At 70.8% G+C, this 16,637-nt stretch carries 12 protein-coding genes; 6 read left to right on the top strand and 6 right to left on the bottom strand.

Features of this window, described 5'->3' with window-relative positions; genetic code table 11:
• Nucleotides 1-3: 3 nt before the first annotated feature.
• Complete coding sequence (locus ADL25_RS29485; RefSeq protein WP_059130909.1) at nt 4-1,068, bottom strand: hypothetical protein; 1,065 nt, start codon at nt 1,066-1,068, stop codon at nt 4-6.
• Nucleotides 1,069-1,310: 242 nt separating this feature from the next.
• Nucleotides 1,311-3,896: an aminopeptidase N gene (gene pepN, locus ADL25_RS29480; protein ID WP_059130908.1), complete on the bottom strand. Its 2,586-nt coding sequence runs from the start codon at nt 3,894-3,896 to the stop codon at nt 1,311-1,313.
• A 162-nt stretch (nt 3,897-4,058) separates the two neighbouring features.
• Between pepN and ADL25_RS29475 the strand changes: the two genes are divergently transcribed.
• A complete protein-coding gene (locus tag ADL25_RS29475; protein ID WP_059130907.1) occupies nt 4,059-4,721 on the top strand; it encodes a DsbA family protein in 663 nt (220 codons plus the stop codon).
• A gap of 117 nt (nt 4,722-4,838) precedes the next feature.
• Here the strand turns inward: ADL25_RS29475 and ADL25_RS29470 are convergent, their stop codons facing one another.
• Complete coding sequence (locus ADL25_RS29470; RefSeq protein ID WP_234381080.1) at nt 4,839-6,269, bottom strand: amino acid permease; 1,431 nt, start codon at nt 6,267-6,269, stop codon at nt 4,839-4,841.
• Nucleotides 6,270-6,682: 413 nt separating this feature from the next.
• Here ADL25_RS29470 and ADL25_RS29465 point away from each other — a divergent pair, with 413 nt between their 5' ends.
• Complete coding sequence (locus ADL25_RS29465; protein WP_059130906.1) at nt 6,683-7,231, top strand: biotin transporter BioY; 549 nt, start codon at nt 6,683-6,685, stop codon at nt 7,229-7,231.
• Between the two features lie 93 nt (nt 7,232-7,324).
• On the opposite strand, the gene ADL25_RS29460 is transcribed toward ADL25_RS29465, so the two are convergent.
• On the bottom strand, nt 7,325-8,044 hold the full coding sequence (locus ADL25_RS29460) for an LPXTG cell wall anchor domain-containing protein (protein WP_059130905.1): 720 nt from the start codon (nt 8,042-8,044) through the stop codon (nt 7,325-7,327).
• A gap of 219 nt (nt 8,045-8,263) precedes the next feature.
• Here ADL25_RS29460 and ADL25_RS29455 point away from each other — a divergent pair, with 219 nt between their 5' ends.
• Nucleotides 8,264-10,492, top strand: a complete 2,229-nt coding sequence (locus tag ADL25_RS29455; protein ID WP_234381079.1) for a serine/threonine-protein kinase — start codon at nt 8,264-8,266, stop codon at nt 10,490-10,492.
• Nucleotides 10,493-10,569: 77 nt separating this feature from the next.
• Here the strand turns inward: ADL25_RS29455 and ADL25_RS29450 are convergent, their stop codons facing one another.
• On the bottom strand, nt 10,570-12,042 hold the full coding sequence (locus ADL25_RS29450; RefSeq protein ID WP_059130903.1) for an amino acid permease: 1,473 nt from the start codon (nt 12,040-12,042) through the stop codon (nt 10,570-10,572).
• 249 nt (nt 12,043-12,291) lie between these two features.
• On the opposite strand from ADL25_RS29450, the gene ADL25_RS29445 reads away from it, so the two are divergent.
• Entirely contained in the window at nt 12,292-12,777 is a 486-nt protein-coding gene (locus tag ADL25_RS29445) for a ribose-5-phosphate isomerase (protein ID WP_059130902.1), read from the top strand.
• A gap of 123 nt (nt 12,778-12,900) precedes the next feature.
• Complete coding sequence (locus ADL25_RS29440) at nt 12,901-13,719, top strand: Fpg/Nei family DNA glycosylase (protein WP_059130901.1); 819 nt, start codon at nt 12,901-12,903, stop codon at nt 13,717-13,719.
• Here the strand turns inward: ADL25_RS29440 and ADL25_RS29435 are convergent.
• Nucleotides 13,716-14,945, bottom strand: coding sequence for a GNAT family N-acetyltransferase (locus ADL25_RS29435; RefSeq protein ID WP_059130900.1), 1,230 nt, complete (start codon nt 14,943-14,945; stop codon nt 13,716-13,718). The two genes, ADL25_RS29440 and ADL25_RS29435, sit on opposite strands and share 4 nt — an antisense overlap.
• Before the next feature lie 148 nt (nt 14,946-15,093).
• On the opposite strand from ADL25_RS29435, the gene ADL25_RS29430 reads away from it, so the two are divergent.
• Entirely contained in the window at nt 15,094-16,272 is a 1,179-nt protein-coding gene (locus ADL25_RS29430; protein ID WP_059130899.1) for a PP2C family protein-serine/threonine phosphatase, read from the top strand.
• The last annotated feature ends 365 nt before the right edge of the window (nt 16,273-16,637 follow it).

Here is a 16,637-nt window from a genome sequence, read left to right as displayed (position 1 = left end):
CGCCTAACGGGGCAGCACCACGACATGGGCAGCCGGCTCCCGGTCGGCCGACGCCATCAGGGCCGTGCGGACCACGGTCGCCTGCTGCTCCAGCCCCTCGCGCAGCTTCTTCGGCGTGATGTGGACGACCGTGATGCCGAGCCGCTCCAGGTGTTCGCGCTTGCGGGTGTACTCCGACCACACGGTGTCGTTCTCCTGGCCGACGTCCTGGCGCGGGGTTCGGGCGTCGAGTTCCAGGGCCACCGCCTGCTCGGGCCAGTACGCGTCCAGGCCGCCGAGGTAGGGGCCGCCCGGGAGCCTCAGGTCCACGTTCCACACCGGGTCCGGGAGCCCGTACTCACGCACCATGCGGTACAGGCGGTCCTCTGCCCTCGCCCGGCCCTCCGCCAGGAGGGATTCCACGGCGTCCACCACGTGCGGGCGGCTCAGTAGTTTCGCCTGGTTCAACTCCCGCACGATCGCGGTCGGTTCGCAGTGGCCGGCGTGCACCGCCTCGGCCAGTAACCGGCGTACGGCGGCCGCGTCCGGCAACTGCGCCACCGCGTCGGCCACGGCGCGTGGCACCGGCGCCACGGGCAGTCCGGTCACCAGCCGGGCGGCCGGCAGCGCCGCTGTGCGCACCACCCGGGCGCAGCCGGAGCTGCGCAGCCGCCGCATACGGGGGACCAGGAGGTCGATCTTCTCCAGCGACGTCAGCGGGGGCGTGCAGCCGAAGCCGTAGAGCGCCAGGGCGGCCAAGCCCGTGATCATCGCGTCCGTCTGGCGCACCGAGGGGTGTGCGCCGGCGGAGCCGGGCTGGGGCGGGACCCCGGGCGCCGGGTCCTCGAGCGACGAGCGCGACGCGTAGAGGAGCACCGCGTGCAGGCGCTCCTCCGAGGTCGGCGGGCCGGGGTGCAGCAGGTACACGCCCGGCAGGAACTGCTGCCAGGGGCCGCCGGGCCGGCAGTGCCCGGTGGTCTCGGCGGCGGTCACACCGTGGGCGCGCAGTTGTGCCGTGGTCAGCACCCGGCGCTGAACCTCCGTCAGGTGACGGAGGGGGCGGGGGGAGAGCGGGGTGTTGTAGGTCATGACCCCGGAGTTCCCGCGCCCGGTCCGTCTCCTAACCGCTGTTACACGGCTGTCGGCAAATACGGACAACACGGCTCTAAAGTACGCACGTTCGACTGCCGAAAGAGGCTGGTCCGAGTGGGGGAAGGGGCGGGTTACGGGTTCAGATTCTCGTATTTCGTAACTGTCGTCCCTGCGTATCCACCGACCGGGTTCCTTCGGCGGGAACTCGTCCCCCGAAGGAACCCGTGGCCCGAGGTTGTCTAGCGGGTCGCCTGCGCGTCGCACACCTGGCCGCGCAGGGTGCGTGCCAGGTCGTCGCGTGCCTCGAGCACCAGCCTGCGCAGCGCCGGCGGCGCGTCCTCACGGGTGGTGAGCCAGGCGTCGGTGGCGTCCAGCGTCCCGGGGAAGTCCTGGAGCGAGGGGAACAGGCCCCTCACCACGTCCATCCCGATCTGGATGGAACGCTCGGCCCAGACACGGTCGATGGCCGCGAAGTACTTCTCGGCGTACGGCGCGAGCAGTTCCCGCTGCGACGGCTGCACGAATCCCGCGATGGTCGCCTCGACCAGCGCGTTCGACAGGGCGTCCGACTCCACGACCTGGGCCCAGGCCTGCGCCTTGACCGCGGCCGAGGGGCGCGCTGCCAGGCAGCGGACCTGGTGGCGCTTGCCGGATGCCGTGTCGTCGCGCGTCAGTTCCGCGGCGAGCACCGACTCGTCCGCGGCTCCGTGCGCGGCGAGCGGCTCCAGGAACGCCCAGCGCAGCTCCTGGTCCACGTCCAGACCGTCGATCTTCTCAGTGCCCTCCAGCAGGCCCCGCAGCTGTTGCAGATCGCCCTCGTCGGACGCCACCGCCGCGAAGAACCGCGCCCACGTCAACTGGTGCTGGCTGCCCGGCTCCGCCTGCCGGAGCTCGCGTTGCGCACCCTCCGCGAGCAGCCGCCCGCCGGTCTCCCGCCACCCGGGCGCGGCGTAGTGGGTCAGCGCCGAGTCCGCCCAGGCGTGCAGCATCTGCAGAACGCCGATGTCGGACTCGCGACCGGCGAACCGGAGCACCAGTGCGATGAAGTCCCGCGCCGGCAGCAGTGCGTCGCGGGTCAGGTTCCACAGCGCGGACCAGCACAGGGCGCGGGCGAGCGGGTCGGTGATCTCGCCGAGCCGGTCCTTCAGGGTCGCGAGGGACGTGTCGTCGAAGCGGATCTTGCAGTACGTGAGGTCGTCGTCGTTGACCAGGACCAGGTCCGGCGCCTCCACCCCCGACAGTTCGTCGACCACCGTGCGCGGACCGTGGACGTCCAGTTCGGCGCGCGCGTACCGGACGAGTGCGCCCCCCTCGCTGCGGTACAGGCCCACCGCAACCCGGTGCGGCCGCAGCGTGGGATGCGACTCGGCGGCCTCCTGGAGCACACTCAGCTCCGCGATCCGGCCGTCCGCTGCGAGCAGCACCTGCGGGGTCAGCGAGTTGACCCCCGCGGTCTGCAGCCAGGACCGCGACCACGCCGCCATGTCCCGGCCGCTCGTCTCCTCGAGGACCGACAGCAGGTCGCCGAGGCGCGTGTTGCCATAGGCGTTCCGCTTGAAGTAGCGCCGGGCGCCCTCCAGGAAGGCGTCCCGGCCCACGTACGCCACCAGCTGCTTCAGCACCGAGGCGCCCTTGGCGTAGGTGATGCCGTCGAAGTTGAGCTTCGCGTCCTCCAGGTCGCGGATGTCCGCGGTGACGGGGTGCGTGGACGGCAGCTGGTCGGCACGGTACGCCCACGCCTTGCGGTTGTTGGCGAACGTGATCCAGCCGTCGGTGAAGCGGGTCGCCTCCACCAGCGAGAACGAGCCCATGAAGTCGGCGAACGACTCCTTCAGCCACAGGTCGTCCCACCACGCCATGGTCACCAGGTCGCCGAACCACATGTGCGCCATCTCGTGCAGGATCACATTGGCACGGCGCTCGTACGACGCCTGCGTGACCTTTCCGCGGAAGATGTACTCCTCGCGGAAGGTGACCAGGCCGGGGTTCTCCATCGCGCCGAGGTTGTACTCGGGCACGAAGGCCTGGTCGTACTTCCCGAACGGGTACGGGTAGTCGAAGTGGTCGTGGAAGAAGTCCAGGCCCTGCTTGGTGACCAGGAAGACGTCGTCCGCGTCGAAGTGCTTCGCCAGGCCCCTGCGGCACATCGCGCCGAGCGGGATCTCCAGCGTCGTTCCGTCCTCGAAGGTGCGGGAGTAGGTGTCCGTGACGTAGTGGTACGGACCCGCCAGCACCGTGGTGATGTACGTCGAGATCGGCTTCGTCTCGGCGAACCGCCAGACCCCGTCGTGCGGTTCGCCCGCCCCGTTGCTCCACACCGTCCAGCCCTCGGGGGCGCGCACCTCGAAGCGGAAGGGCGCCTTGAGGTCGGGCTGCTCGAAGTCGGCGAAGACGCGGCGCGCGTCGGCGGGCTCGTACTGGGTGTACAGATACACCTCGCCGTCCTCCGGATCGACGAAGCGGTGCATGCCCTCGCCGGTGCGGGAGTAGGCGCACTGCGCGTCGACGACCAGCTCGTTCTCGGCGGCCAGGTCCTCCAGCTGGATGCGGGTGCCGTCGAAGACCTCGCCCGGATCGAGGTCCTTGCCGTTCAGCGAGACCGCGGTGACGCTCGGGGCGATCAGGTCGGCGAAGCTCGCGGCGCCCGGCTCGGCGCAGCGGAAACGGATCGTGGTGACGGAGCGGAACGTGCGCGGTCCGGCGTCCGCGTCGCCGGGTGCCTCGCCCACGGCGGAGCGGAGGTCGAGCGACACGTCGTACCCGTCGACGGACAGCAGGGCGGCCCGCTCGCGGGCCTCGTCGCGGGACAGGTTCTCACCGGGCACGGGCGGCACTCCCTCAGGATCGGCTGGGTGGGGCGAACAGGACCGATCCTCCCATGTGCACCTGACGCCGGGCAGAGGGGCGCACCACCTCGTGAGAAACGCGGGAATGCCCGGTGCGACCTCGGATGTTGCACGATGAACAACCGCTTCCCTAGGAGAGTCATGTCCGAGACCGTGACCGCTTCCGGCAAGACCCCCGTCGACTTCTGGTTCGACCCGCTGTGCCCCTGGGCCTGGATGACCTCCCGCTGGGTCCTGGAAGTGGAGAAGGTGCGGGACATCGAGGTCCGCTGGCACATCATGAGCCTCGCCGTCCTCAACGAGGACAAGCTGGACCAGCTGCCCGACGAGTACCGGGAGATGCTCGCGACCAAGGCGTGGAAGCCGGTGCGCGTGGTCACCGCGGCCTGGCAGAAGCACGGCGACGACGTCCTCGGCCCGCTGTACACGGCGCTCGGCACGCGTATCCACAACCAGGGCGAGGGCCCGACGCTCGAGGCGATCGCCGGTGCGCTCGCGGACGTGGGCCTGCCCGCGGACCTGATCGACTACGCGGAGCAGGAGGACTTCGAGTTCGACGCCGAGCTGCGCTCCTCGCACAAGGAGGGCATCGAGAAGGTCGGCCAGGAAGTGGGCACGCCGGTGATAGCGGTGCCGGGCTCCGACGGCGAGCAGATCGCCTTCTTCGGACCGGTGGTCACCCCCGCTCCCAAGGGCGAGGACGCCGCGAAGCTGTGGGACGGCACCCTGGCGGTCGCTTCCGTGCCGGGCTTCTACGAGATCAAGCGCACCCGGACCAAGGGCCCGGACTTCAGCAACCTCTGACCTGAACCCTTCCACGGGCTCCCGCCGGCCCTCGGCCGCGGGAGCCCGTCGGCGTTGCGGTCCGCTCCCGGGCCGCTCGCCGACCTCGCGCCCCTCGGCGGGCAGCGGCAAAAGCGGCTAACGGGGTGTGCGGACCCGCTGCCAGGTGTAGCCCACGGCCGCCAGGATCAGCGTCATCGCGCCGGTCGAGTACAGCTGCACACGGGTGTCCGGCTGCCGTGCCATGAGGACGAAGATCCCCGCCATACCGGCCAGTGCCACCCAGGTCAGCGCCGGGAACGCCCACATCCGCACCACCAGCTTCTCGGGCGTCTCGCGCTCCAGCCGGCGGCGCAGACGCAGCTGCGAGATCGCGACGAAGAACCAGACGACCAGGATGACCGCGCCGATCATGTTCAGCAGCCACGGGAAGACGTCGTTCGGGCGCCAGTAGCTGAGCACCACGCAGGCGAACCCGAACACGCAGGAAACGAGCACGGCGACACGCGGGACCCCGCCGGGGACACGGGCCAGCGCCCGGGGTCCCTGACCGCGCTGCACCAGCGAGTACGCGATGCGTGAGGCGCCGTAGACGTTGGCGTTCATCGCGCTCAGCAGCGCCACCAGCACCACGACGTTCATCAGCGGGCCCGCGCCGGGGATGCCGAGGCGGTCGAGTGCCGCGACGTAGGGGCCCTTCTCGACGACCTCCTTCGAGTCCCACGGGACCAGGGTGACGATGACCGCCATCGAGCCGATGTAGAAGACCGCGATGCGCCACATCGCCGTACGGACCGCGCTCGCCACTCCCTTGACCGGATCCTCCGACTCGGCCGCCGCGATGGTCACGGTCTCCAGACCGCCGTACGCGAAGACCGACGCGAGCAGGCCGATGACGAGGCCCTCGCCGCCGTGCGGCAGGAAATGGGTGAGGTTCGAGGCGCCGGGGGAGTCCGTGCCGGGCAGGACGCCCGCGATCGCCAGCACGCCGAGCAGCAGGAACAGGCTGATGGCGCCGACCTTGAGCGCCGCGAACCAGAACTCGAACTCCCCGAAGTTCTTCACCGCGGCCAGGTTCGTCCCGCAGAAGACGACCATGAAGAGCGCCACCCAGGCCCACTCGGGCGTGCCGGGGAGCCAGCCGGTGACGATCTTCGCGGCGCCGATGCCCTCCAACCCGACGGCCGTGCACAGCAGCACCCAGAACGACCAGCCGGCGGTGAAGCCCGCCCACGGCCCGATCGCGCGCTCGGCATGCGCGGAGAAGGAACCCGACGAGGGGTGGGCGGCCGACATCTCGCCGAGCATCCGCATCACCAGCATCACGAGGAGACCGGAGACCGTGTAGGCGAGGACGATCGAGGGACCGGCGGCGGCGATGCCGGCGCCGGAGCCGACGAACAGGCCGGCGCCGATGACACCGCCGAGGGCGATCATCGACAGATGGCGCTGCTTGAGGCCGTGGGAGAGGGGGACGTCAGGGGATCCCCCCTGCTCCGGGAGATCCACCCGCTCGGGCGAGGCCGGGCTGGGGGAGGGGGCTGACGGCTCGGACGTGGTGCGGGGCATGGAGCGGCTCGTTCGGTGCTGTGGGGGGCAAAAACGCCCCACAGTCTGGGTGGGTTCGCCGCTCACATGGGCAGGCCGCCCACCATCCGGACATGCGTCGCACGGACCGTGAGGGCCCCGTCACGCAGCGGCCGGACGCGGTGCGAGGCGTTCCCCTGGTCGGGCGGCGGGTGGACGCCGGGGGGAGAGGTGTTGGCGAAACCCTACAGGCGCCGCCGGAATCGGCCCCGTGATGCCGACGGCCCCACCTCAGTGACCCGTATCACGCCGCGTCAGGTGTAACTCGCAGCTTTTGTCGACAGCCCACCAAGCCCCGGATCCTCGCTTTGTCGAGCGGTGACGGTGATCGGCTCATGGCCCCTGGGATAGCGTCACCGTGTCCCGAACCGTCCTCAGCGCCGGAGTGAGTCCTCATGAGCACCGCCACCGCCATCACACGCCCCGGCGAGGTCCTCGCCGACCTGCTGCCCGCGTCCCGCGTCCGTGACATCGCCCTCGTGGCCGGCGGCGCCGTGCTCACCGGTCTCGCCGCGCAGATCGCGGTGCCCGTGCCGGGCTCCCCGGTGCCGGTGACCGGCCAGACCTTCGCCGCGCTGCTGGTCGGCACGGCCCTCGGAGCGCGCCGCGGTTTCCTGTCGCTCGCCCTGTACGCGCTCGCCGGTGTCGCCGGTGTCCCGTGGTTCGCCGGTGGTGCCTCGGGTGCCGCCGCCCCGTCCTTCGGCTACATCCTCGGCATGCTGCTCGCCTCCACCGTCGTGGGTGCCCTCGCCCGCCGCGGCGCCGACCGCTCGGTGCTGCGCACGGCGGCCGCGATGCTGCTGGGTGAGGCGCTCATATACGCGGTCGGCGTCCCGTACCTGGCCCTGGCCACCGGCATGTCCGCGAACGCGGCGATCGCCGCCGGGCTCACCCCCTTCCTCGTCGGTGACGCCCTGAAGGCGGCCCTGGCTGACGCGGCGTGATACGGGTCACTGAGGTGGGGCCGTCGGCATCACGGGGCCGATTCCGGCGGCGCCTGTAGGGTTTCGCCAACACCTCTCCCCCCGGCCGTTCCCTCACCGCTTGGGCCGTGGCCTGCGGCGTGTGACCCACAGGCCCGCCCCACCCGCGGCGATCAGCGTCGCGCCGGCCGCGCCGAGCGGAAGGACCCGCTCGTCCGTACCGGTCCTGGGCAACTCATCACCGCCCGGACCCACCGGTGTGTTGTCGGTGCCGAGCAGCAGCGGGGTCGCCGGGGCGTTCGGCGTCGGCTTCGACGCGCCGAACGGGACCGGACCCTGCTGCCAGTACGTCTTCTTCCCGTCGCTCGTCTGGACCGGCAGGCAGATCCTGCCCGTCTTGCCCGTGTCGAAGGTGGCGTCGACGGCGTAGGTCTTCGAGGAGCCCGCCGCCAGATTGTCGACGGCACAGCTGAAGGCACTGTTCGAACCGCGCGGGAGATCCTTTTCGGCGATTTCCGAACAGCCCTTGACGTTGGTGACCGCGAGGCCGTCGAATCCGGCGACCAAAAGCCGGATCTTTCCGCTTTCCTTGGTTCCCCCGTTCTTCACCACAGCGGTAATCGCCGTTTTGTGCGATCCGTTGTCGACCGAGATCTTCTCGGGCAGCAGTGTGGTCAACTCCACCCCCGCCGGAGCCTTGTCGACGGCCTTTCCCCCTTTGCTGCTCATCCCTCCCTGGTCATCCGCCGTGGCGGCGCACGCAAAGATCAGAACCGCCGAAAAAGATGCAGTGACCAGCGATCCCGTGATGGCAGTCGTGTACCGAGAACCCATGTTCGTCCCCCTTGGCTGCGCCTGATTCCGCAGTACTTGAAGAGGTACCACAAGATTTCTCCGCACTATGCTGGTACGGCCCGAAGTGTGACCATTGTGTTTCCGCTGAGGCGGGTGTTGAGGGGGTGCAGGGGATTGCCGGGAAATGCGAGCGGCGGTATTCCTGGTTTATTGGTGACGGGCCGATATCGCCTGGTCGAGAGCATAGGTCAGGGGGGAATGGGGCGCGTGTGGCGTGCCGCCGACGAAATGCTCGACCGTCAGGTGGCCGTCAAGGAAATACGGATGGACGGACTCGACACGGAGGACGTCCGGACCCGCCGCGAACGCACCCTGCGCGAGGCCAGGGCCACCGCCCGGATCGACCACCCCAACGTCGTACGCATCTACGACGTCGTGGACGAGAGCGACCGCTTGTGGATCGTCATGGAACTCGTGGACGGCCGCTCGCTGGAACGAATCCTGGTGGAGGAGGGACCGCTCGCAGTCCGCGAGACGGCGCGGATCGGTCTCGAACTGGTGGCGGCGCTACGGCAGGTGCACGCGGGAGGCGTCCTGCACCGGGACATCAAGCCGGGGAACGTGCTTGTGGAACGCCGGGGGCGGCGCGTGGTCCTCACGGACTTCGGCATCGCCGCGATCCAGGACGCCAAGGCGCTCACCATGGTCGGGATGCTGGTGGGCTCTCCGGACTACATGGCCCCGGAGCGGATCTCGGGCCGCCCGCAGGGTCCGCCGTCGGACGTGTGGTCCCTCGGCGCGACGCTCTGCGCGGCCCTCGGCGGGCACTCGCCGTTCTCCCGCTCGACGACCCTGGCGACACTGCACGCCGTGCTGTACGAGGAACCGCAACTGCCCGCCTCCGCAGCGGGGTTGACAGGGATCCTGGCCGTCCTCCTGGACAAGGAGCCGGCGGTGCGGCCGGGCCTCGAGGAGGTCGCGGAGGAACTGGGGCGGGTCGTCGGGGACGCCACCGGTGCATGGGCGGGAGGAGGGCCCGGGACCTGGGCCGGCGGCGAGGAGCACGGAGGGGAAGGGGAGGGCGTCGCGCCGGCGCCGGGTGGGGCGCAAGCACCGGAGCCCGGAGGCGCGTCGACGACCGCGGTCGCGCCGGAGGCCGGGGAGAGCGCCACCCCTGCGTACCTCGACCCGGCTCTGATCCGGGCGGCGCGGCGCCCGTGGGGCGGCGAGGAGAGCGCCGTGAGTCCGTATGACGGGGCCTTTCCGGCGGACGGCGTGCCGGAGGAACCCGTCGTCGAGGATTCCGTGCCCGTACCGCGTACACCGGCGGCGCCCGACCGGTCCGCGACTGCAGGCGCGCCGAACGGGCGGGCGGCCACGGTCCGTTCGGATTCCCCCGCGAAGAGCGCGGCCGAGTGCGGCGGCCCGGATGCGGAGCCGGGCGAAGCGAGCCGCAACGCCTCCACCGAGACCTCCGCCGAACCGGTCCCCGCGGTCCCGCCCACGGCACCGACCCGGGTGCACCCCACCCCGGCGGAGCCCTCCGGCGTCCCCACGGCCGGAGCCGGTCCCGCCATCCGGAGCCGTCCGCAGGGCGCCCTCGGAGGCACCTCGTCGGCGCCGGGGGCCGCGGCCCGCCGGGCCGAACCCCGGCCGGGCGCCTCGGCCGGGCCGGTCGCGCCGCCGTTCGGCCGCGCAGACCCGCCGTCGGTCTCCTCGGCGTCCCCGCACAGCGCTCTCACGCTGCCGCTGAGCACGGCGTCGGCCGGCACCGCGCGATCCGGCGGCGGCCGGACCGCCCCCGGTCCCTCGCCCGACACCGGGCTTCCGGGCCCCGCGCACCCTTCCGCCCCTCGGCGCAGCCGGCGCCGGGCCGCGGTGGCCGCCGTCGTGGGGGCCGTGGTGGCCGGTGCGGTGGCCGGGGCCGTGATCGCCGCCGAGGCCGGATCGAACGGCCGGACGCAGGGCACATCGGCCGGGTCCGACCACCCGTCCGTCTCCTCCGGCGGCCGGAGCGGCACGGGCGGCACACCCACCGTCGCGGGAACCTCGCGTCCGGCGAGCCTGCCGTCGGGCGCCCGCACGGAGGCGGGACTGTACGCCTGGGTCCCGCCGCCGGGCTGGCAGCGGGTGGCGGAGAGCGGGGCGGAGGTGCACTACTCGTCTCCCGACCGCTCCCAGGAGATGGTGGCCAACGCGACCCCGGCCCGGGGCGATCTGCTGGAGCAGTGGGAGCAGGCGGAACAGGAGCGCAGGAAGGGTCTCGGCTACCGGCGGATCCGCCTGGACCGGGGCACCTTCCGGGGCGGGCCCGCGGTCGTCTGGGAGTACACCGTCATGGCCAAGGGCCGCCCCTGGCACGTACGGCTGCTGGGCTTTCGCGAGCACGGGACGTCGTACGAGGTCAGCACCTGGTACCACCCGGACGTCGAGGACCGCGCGACCAGGGTCTACGACGAGGTCAAGGAGGGGTTCACACCGCTCTGAGCCGTGACGGCCGGGCAGAGCGAGGGCCCCGCGGAGTCACCGCGGGGCCCTCGCCCGTGCTCATGTGCGGACGGCGGTCAGACGCCGACCTCGGCCCGTTCCGTCTCCGGGTCCCGGGCGGCCCCGGCGGTCCGGGAGCCCATCTTCTGCCTGACCACGGCGATGACGAGCACCACGGCGGCGACGAGCAGCGACAGCAGGACCGTCTCACGTCCGTCGTGCTCGGTGTCGGTCAGCATGTAGCCGAGGACGAACACGATCAGTGCGGCCGTGGCCCAGGTCAGATAGGGGTACAGCCACATCTTCACGATCAGCTTCTCCGGCGCCTCGCGCTGGATGATCTTCCGCATCCGCAGCTGCGAGAAGCAGATCACCAGCCAGACGAACAGGGCGACCGCACCGCTGGAGTTGACCAGGAAGAGGAAGACCGAGTCCGGGTACTTGTAGTTGAAGAAGACGGCGAGGAAGCCGAAGAGCACGGAGACGACGATCGCCGTCATCGGCACACCACGACCGGTGGTCCGGGCGAAGGCCCTGGGCGCGTCGCCCCGCACGCCGAGCGAGAAGGCCATACGGGAGGCCGTGTAGAGCCCGGAGTTCAGGCAGGACAGCACCGAGGTCAGCACGATGAAGTTCATGATCTGACCGGCGTGCGCGATGCCGAGGGAGTCCAGGGCGGCGACGTAGGAGCCCTTCTCCGCGATCGATGCGTCGTCCCACGGCAGCAGGGAGACGACCACGAGGATCGAGCCCAGGTAGAAGACGGCGATACGCCAGATGATGCTGTTGGTGGACTTGGTCACCGCCCGCCGCGGGTCCTCGGACTCGCCGGCCGCCAGCGTGGCGATCTCACTGCCCATGAAGGAGAAGACGACCAGGAGCACACCGGTGAGGATGGCGCCCGGTCCGTGCGGCAGGAACCCGCCGTGACCGGTGAGGTTGTCCAAGCCGGCCTTGTCGCTGTGGACGCCGGGCAGCACCCCGAAGACGGCGAGTGCGCCGACGACGATGAAGGCGCCGATGGCGACGACCTTGATCCCGGCGAACCAGAACTCGAACTCGCCGTAGGAGCCGACGGAGACAAGGTTGGTGGCGGTCAGCACGATCATGACGATCAGGGCCCAGCCCCACTGGGGCACGGCCGGTATCCAGCCCTCGAGGATCTTGGCCCCCGCTGTCGCCTCCACCGCGAGCACGACCACCCAGAAGAACCAGTACAGCCAGCCGATGGAGAAACCGGCCCAGCGGCCGAGTGCGCGGTCCGCGTGTGCGGAGAAGGAGCCGGAAGTGGGGTTCGCGGCGGACATCTCGCCCAGCATGCGCATCACCAGCACCACGAGCGTGCCGACGAGGGCGTAGGAGAGAAGGATGCCGGGACCGGCGGTGGCGATGCCCGCGCTGGAACCGACGAACAGCCCGGCACCGATGACGCCGCCGATGGCGATCATCGTCAGGTGACGGTTCTTGAGTCCGGCCTGGAGGCCGCCGCCGGGTTCTCCGGGGCCGCCGGGGACGTGTCCGGCCTCTGTGGGGGTCGGCTTCGAGGTCATGTAGGGGATTTCCTTTGAGCCGGGTGTGGGGAATGTGGGGGACACACGTAGTACGTCCCGAACGAGCGGAAGGGATGCTCGTCCGAGCGGTGTACGAGTCGGTCCAGTGAATCCGAGGCGAAGGAATTCAGAAACCTTTGAATCCGGATTGTTACTTGAGGTTTCCTTGAGGTTCTATAGCCTGGCTCACATTTTTCGGGGCAAGTACCCCGCGCAGCCGATCGGCGACAGCCGTGACACACTCGGACCATGCGCGTGTACCTCGGCTCAGACCATGCCGGTTTCGAACTGAAGAACCACCTCGTCGAGTGGCTCAAGGCGGCCGGCCATGAGCCCGTCGACTGCGGGCCCCACATCTACGACGCCCAGGACGACTACCCTCCGTTCTGCCTTCGCGCGGCGGAGCGGACGGTCGCCGACCCCGGCTCCCTCGGCATCGTGATCGGCGGCTCCGGCAACGGTGAGCAGATCGCCGCGAACAAGGTGAAGGGCGTACGGGCGGTCCTCGCATGGAGCGAGGAGACCGCGACGCTCGGCCGGCAGCACAACAACGCGAACGTCGTCGCCGTCGGTGCGCGCATGCACTCGCAGGAGGATGCGACCACGTTCGTCGAGACCTTCCTGAACACGCCCTTCACGGGCGAGGAGCGCCATGCACGGCGCATCGAGATGCTGTCGGCGTACGAGACCAAGGGCGAGCTCCCGCCGATCCCCCCGCACCACCCGCAGGGCTGAGCCCGCCGCCCGGGGCTCCGGCTCCCGGAGCCCTCACCGGCGGGGCGGGACCCGATCCGTGACCGCCGGAGGGGGCGCAATCGCTCCCGCGACCCTGTGACGACCACCGGAGGTAGGGCGACCGTGCCGGAAGGGCACACCATCCATCGGCTGGCCGAGGACTACGCCGCACGGTTCGCCGGCGGTGTGGTCGGTGTTCGCAGCCCGCAGGGCAAGTTCGCCGACGCCGCCGCCCTACTCGACGGGTCAGGGCTGCGGACGGCCGATGCCCACGGCAAGCACCTCTTCCTCGGCTTCCGCGACGGCGACTGGGTGCACATCCACCTGGGCCTCTTCGGGAAGGTGGCGTTCGGGGACGCACCCGCGCCCCCGCCCGGTGACACGGTCCGTCTCCGCCTCACGAACGAGGCCTTTTACGTGGACCTCGTCGGCCCCACCACCTGTGCGCTGATCACCGACGACGAGAAGGCCGCCATACACCGCCGGCTCGGCCCCGACCCGCTCCGCGACGACGCCGACCCCGCCGCCGCGTACCGCCGTCTCTCCCGCAGCCGTACGTCCCTCGCGGCCCTGCTGATGGACCAGAAGGTCATCGCCGGCGTCGGCAACGTCTACCGCGCCGAGGTGCTCTTCCGGCACGGCATCGACCCCTACCGGGCCGGCAAGGACGTCACCTCCGCGGAGTGGGACGCGATCTGGGCCGACCTCGTCGACCTGATGCGCGAAGGTGTACGGAACAACCGCATCGACACCGTCCGCCCCGAACACACCCCCGAGGCCATGGGCCGCCCGCCGCGCGTCGACGATCACGGCGGCGAGGTGTACGTGTACCGCAGGGCGACGCAACGCTGCCACATCTGTGGCAGCGAGATCCGCACCGCCGATCTCGCCGCCCGTAATCTGTTCTGGTGCCCGGGCTGCCAGAACGGCCCGGGGAACTAGAACCCGTGCGGCAGCCACGGCGCCACGGCCGAACCGAACGCGAGTGACGCCTCCGCCAGCGCGCCCTGCCGCAGCTCGCGCACCCGCCCGGCCGCAGCCAGCGACGCGAGCGACACACCCCCGAGGTACGCCGCCCCCAACTCCCGTACGGACAGCGCAAGATCGGCGGCATCCGCGGTACGCGCGCACGCCGCGCCCTTCGCGTCGCCCGTGAGCCGCCAACGCCCCTCGTTCCAGGGGCAGAAGGCGTCCTCGACCTCGAACACCACATCCACCGGGGTCTGGTAGGTCCGCACCTCCAGCGCCGCCGCGGCGTCGACGAGGCGCACATGCAGGGCGTCCCGCAGTCGGGGCCGGCAGCGCCGGATGTCGGACACCAGATGCTGCCACCCCTCGTCGACCGGCCGCCCGTGCACGGCCAGCGTGGTCATCAGGTCGATGCCGAACAGGAAGCGCCACAGAGCGGCGTCCGTCGCCGGATCCAGCGCGGCGAGTGCCGACACGGTCACCGTGCCGTCGTGCCCGCCGACCCCCCAGCCGGGCTTGGCGCGGAACCTCGCATAACCCGTGATCTCGCCGCCGCGCTCGGCGATCACGCACTGCAGCGCGGAGGCGCCGTTCCGCTCGCTCGCCGGGTCGAGCAGCCCCACCCGCTCCCAGCCCGGCCTCCGCGCCAGCATGCCGGGCCGGCCGGGGACCAGTCGCGCGTACACGGCCTCGCAGGCGTCGAGTACGTCGGCAGGTGTCGCGTACCGCACCCGAACGTCGTCTGTACCGTCCGGAACGGCCAGCTCCACACGGCTCGTGTCGATCTCGGCGCCGAGCTGGAAGGTGGCCGCGCCGTATCCGAACCGGGAGTAGATCGCCGGCTCCGACGCCGTCAGCACCGCGAGCGGCTCCCCCCAGGAGCGGACGTCGTCCAGCTGCCTGCGCATCATCGACGTCAGCACACCGCGCCGGCGGTGCGTGCCCGCGACGCTCACCATCGTCACACCGGCGGCGGGGACCGAGGCACCGCCGGGGACGGTGAGGCGGAAACTGAACGCGCCTGCCGTGCCCACACAGGAACCTTCGTCCCATATGCCTATGGATCGATCGAATTCTGTGAGTTCTTTCCAGAGTTCCCGCTCTTCGGTTGATTCCTCCATGCCGCCGAAGGCCCGGAGGAGGTTGCCGTACCAGTCGTCCCACTCGGTCTGCCGCAGCACCCGCAGCTCGGTCGTCATGGGTCATACCTACCAGGGCAATGCGGGGCGAGCGAGGGGATTTCCCCCGGCCGCCGAAGCCCGGAACCTGTGAAGTTCAGCGCTCGGACGGGGGACAAGTGGGACCTCCCGTGCCAAGCGGCTGGTCGGATGGATAGGGTCCCGAACAATGGCAGCAGGACGAGAGCGGCGCGCGGAAGCCGAGACGTTCGCGGCCCGGTTGAAGAAGCAATGGCACCGGGCCCGCACCGGCCTGCGCAGATCCGCCGTGGACTACTTCCGCGGGGACGGCTCGGACTGGGTCGCGCTGGCCGGTCTGCTGCTCACGGTCCCGCTGATAGCCGCGACCACCCTGATCGACCCCGTGTGGTGCTCGCCCGCCGTGCTCGTGCTGCCGATCGTGGCGGGCGGCCTGCTGCTGCGGCCCTCCAGCCTGCTCGGCCTGTACGCCGCCGCCGCCACCGCGCTGATCATCGAGTCCGTCAAGCTCGGCCCGTACACGGAAGGGCCGTCGCGCGTCACCCCCGGCATCGTGCTCGTGGTCGCCGCCTGCGGATTCTTCGGTCTGCTGATCGCGCAGTTCCGCAGCCGGGTCGGAGTGCCGTGGCGCCGCGGTGGAACCATGCTCTTCGACCTGCGCGAACGCATTCGGGTGCAGAGCAAGCTGCCCAAGCTGCCCACGGGCTGGCATCGGGAGATGTCGCTCAGACCGGCGGGCGGGCAGTCCTTCTCCGGCGACTTCGTGGTGGCGGCGCGAACGAACGGCGGCCGCACCCTCGAGGTCGTCCTGACGGACGTCTCGGGCAAGGGGATGGACGCGGGCTCGCGCGCCCTGCTGCTCTCCGGGGCGTTCGGCGGCCTGCTGGGATCGCTCCCCCCGCACGCCTTCCTCCCCGCCGCCAACGGCTACCTCCTCCGTCAGGACTGGGACGAGGGCTTCGCGACCTCCATCCACCTGGTCCTCGACCTGGAGTCCGGCGACTACGAGCTGTACTCGGCCGGACACCCGCCGGGCCTCCAGCTCAGCGCGGGCACCGGCCGCTGGGAGGAGAAGGCGTCGGAAGGCCCGCTCCTCGGGGTCTACGACGGCGCCCAGTTCGACCCCGTGAAGGGCACGCTGCGCCCCGGAGACGTCCTCATGCTGTTCACCGACGGTCTGGTGGAGACGTCCGACCGGGACATCGTCGAGGGCATGGACCGCCTCACGGGCGAGGCCGACCGCTATGTGGCCGGCGGCTTCCACGGTGCGGCCTGGCACCTCATCGAGGCGGTGGCCAAGGACGTGAACGACGACCGGGCGCTGCTGCTGATCTGCCGGGAAGGCCCTACGGCCCAGGCGATGCGCTGAGTCCGGTGCCCCGGGCACCTGCTTCGCGGCTTCGCTCCGGACACCCGTTCGCGACGGTGATCGTCGTGTCCGCACCCCACGGCGGCCCTCGGCCGCCTCAACTGCCCCTGCCGGGCCGCTCCCACGTGCGGTTCGGGGTGAATGTCCCGGACTCGGCGACGGGTTGGTCACACCTTTGTGGCAGTCCCGTCCGCTCTGATTGCACGGGCAATCGCGGAGTTGATAGAGATGGATGCGCGCAGGCCGCACGCCGGCAGGTCGGGAACGGGGAGGCAAGATGAAGTTCGATATGGGGGCGCAGACCCTGTCGACGCTGATGAAGGATTCGCGTGGGTCGAGTGATGATCTGGGGACGTTGATCCGTC

The sequence above is a fragment of the Streptomyces sp. NRRL F-5122 genome, assembly GCF_001507435.1.
In the GTDB taxonomy this organism is placed as follows: Bacteria; Actinomycetota; Actinomycetes; order Streptomycetales; family Streptomycetaceae; genus Streptomyces; species Streptomyces lannensis.
The sequence above is the reverse complement of the archived record's forward strand: the minus strand, read 5'-3'. Positions and strand labels throughout refer to the sequence as shown.

Bases quoted from the DNA above. Each gene is read 5' to 3' on its own strand.
- ADL25_RS29485 (WP_059130909.1), bottom strand. From the start codon at position 1,068: ATGACCTACAACACCCCGCTCTCCCCCCGCCCCCTCCGTCACCTGACG.
- ADL25_RS29475 (WP_059130907.1), top strand. From the start codon at position 4,059: ATGTCCGAGACCGTGACCGCTTCCGGCAAGACCCCCGTCGACTTCTGG.
- ADL25_RS29470 (WP_234381080.1), bottom strand. From the start codon at position 6,269: ATGCCCCGCACCACGTCCGAGCCGTCAGCCCCCTCCCCCAGCCCGGCC.
- ADL25_RS29465 (WP_059130906.1), top strand. From the start codon at position 6,683: ATGAGCACCGCCACCGCCATCACACGCCCCGGCGAGGTCCTCGCCGAC.
- ADL25_RS29460 (WP_059130905.1), bottom strand. From the start codon at position 8,044: ATGGGTTCTCGGTACACGACTGCCATCACGGGATCGCTGGTCACTGCA.
- ADL25_RS29455 (WP_234381079.1), top strand. From the start codon at position 8,264: ATGGGGCGCGTGTGGCGTGCCGCCGACGAAATGCTCGACCGTCAGGTG.
- ADL25_RS29450 (WP_059130903.1), bottom strand. From the start codon at position 12,042: ATGACCTCGAAGCCGACCCCCACAGAGGCCGGACACGTCCCCGGCGGC.
- ADL25_RS29445 (WP_059130902.1), top strand. From the start codon at position 12,292: ATGCGCGTGTACCTCGGCTCAGACCATGCCGGTTTCGAACTGAAGAAC.
- ADL25_RS29435 (WP_059130900.1), bottom strand. From the start codon at position 14,945: ATGACGACCGAGCTGCGGGTGCTGCGGCAGACCGAGTGGGACGACTGG.
- ADL25_RS29430 (WP_059130899.1), top strand. From the start codon at position 15,094: ATGGCAGCAGGACGAGAGCGGCGCGCGGAAGCCGAGACGTTCGCGGCC.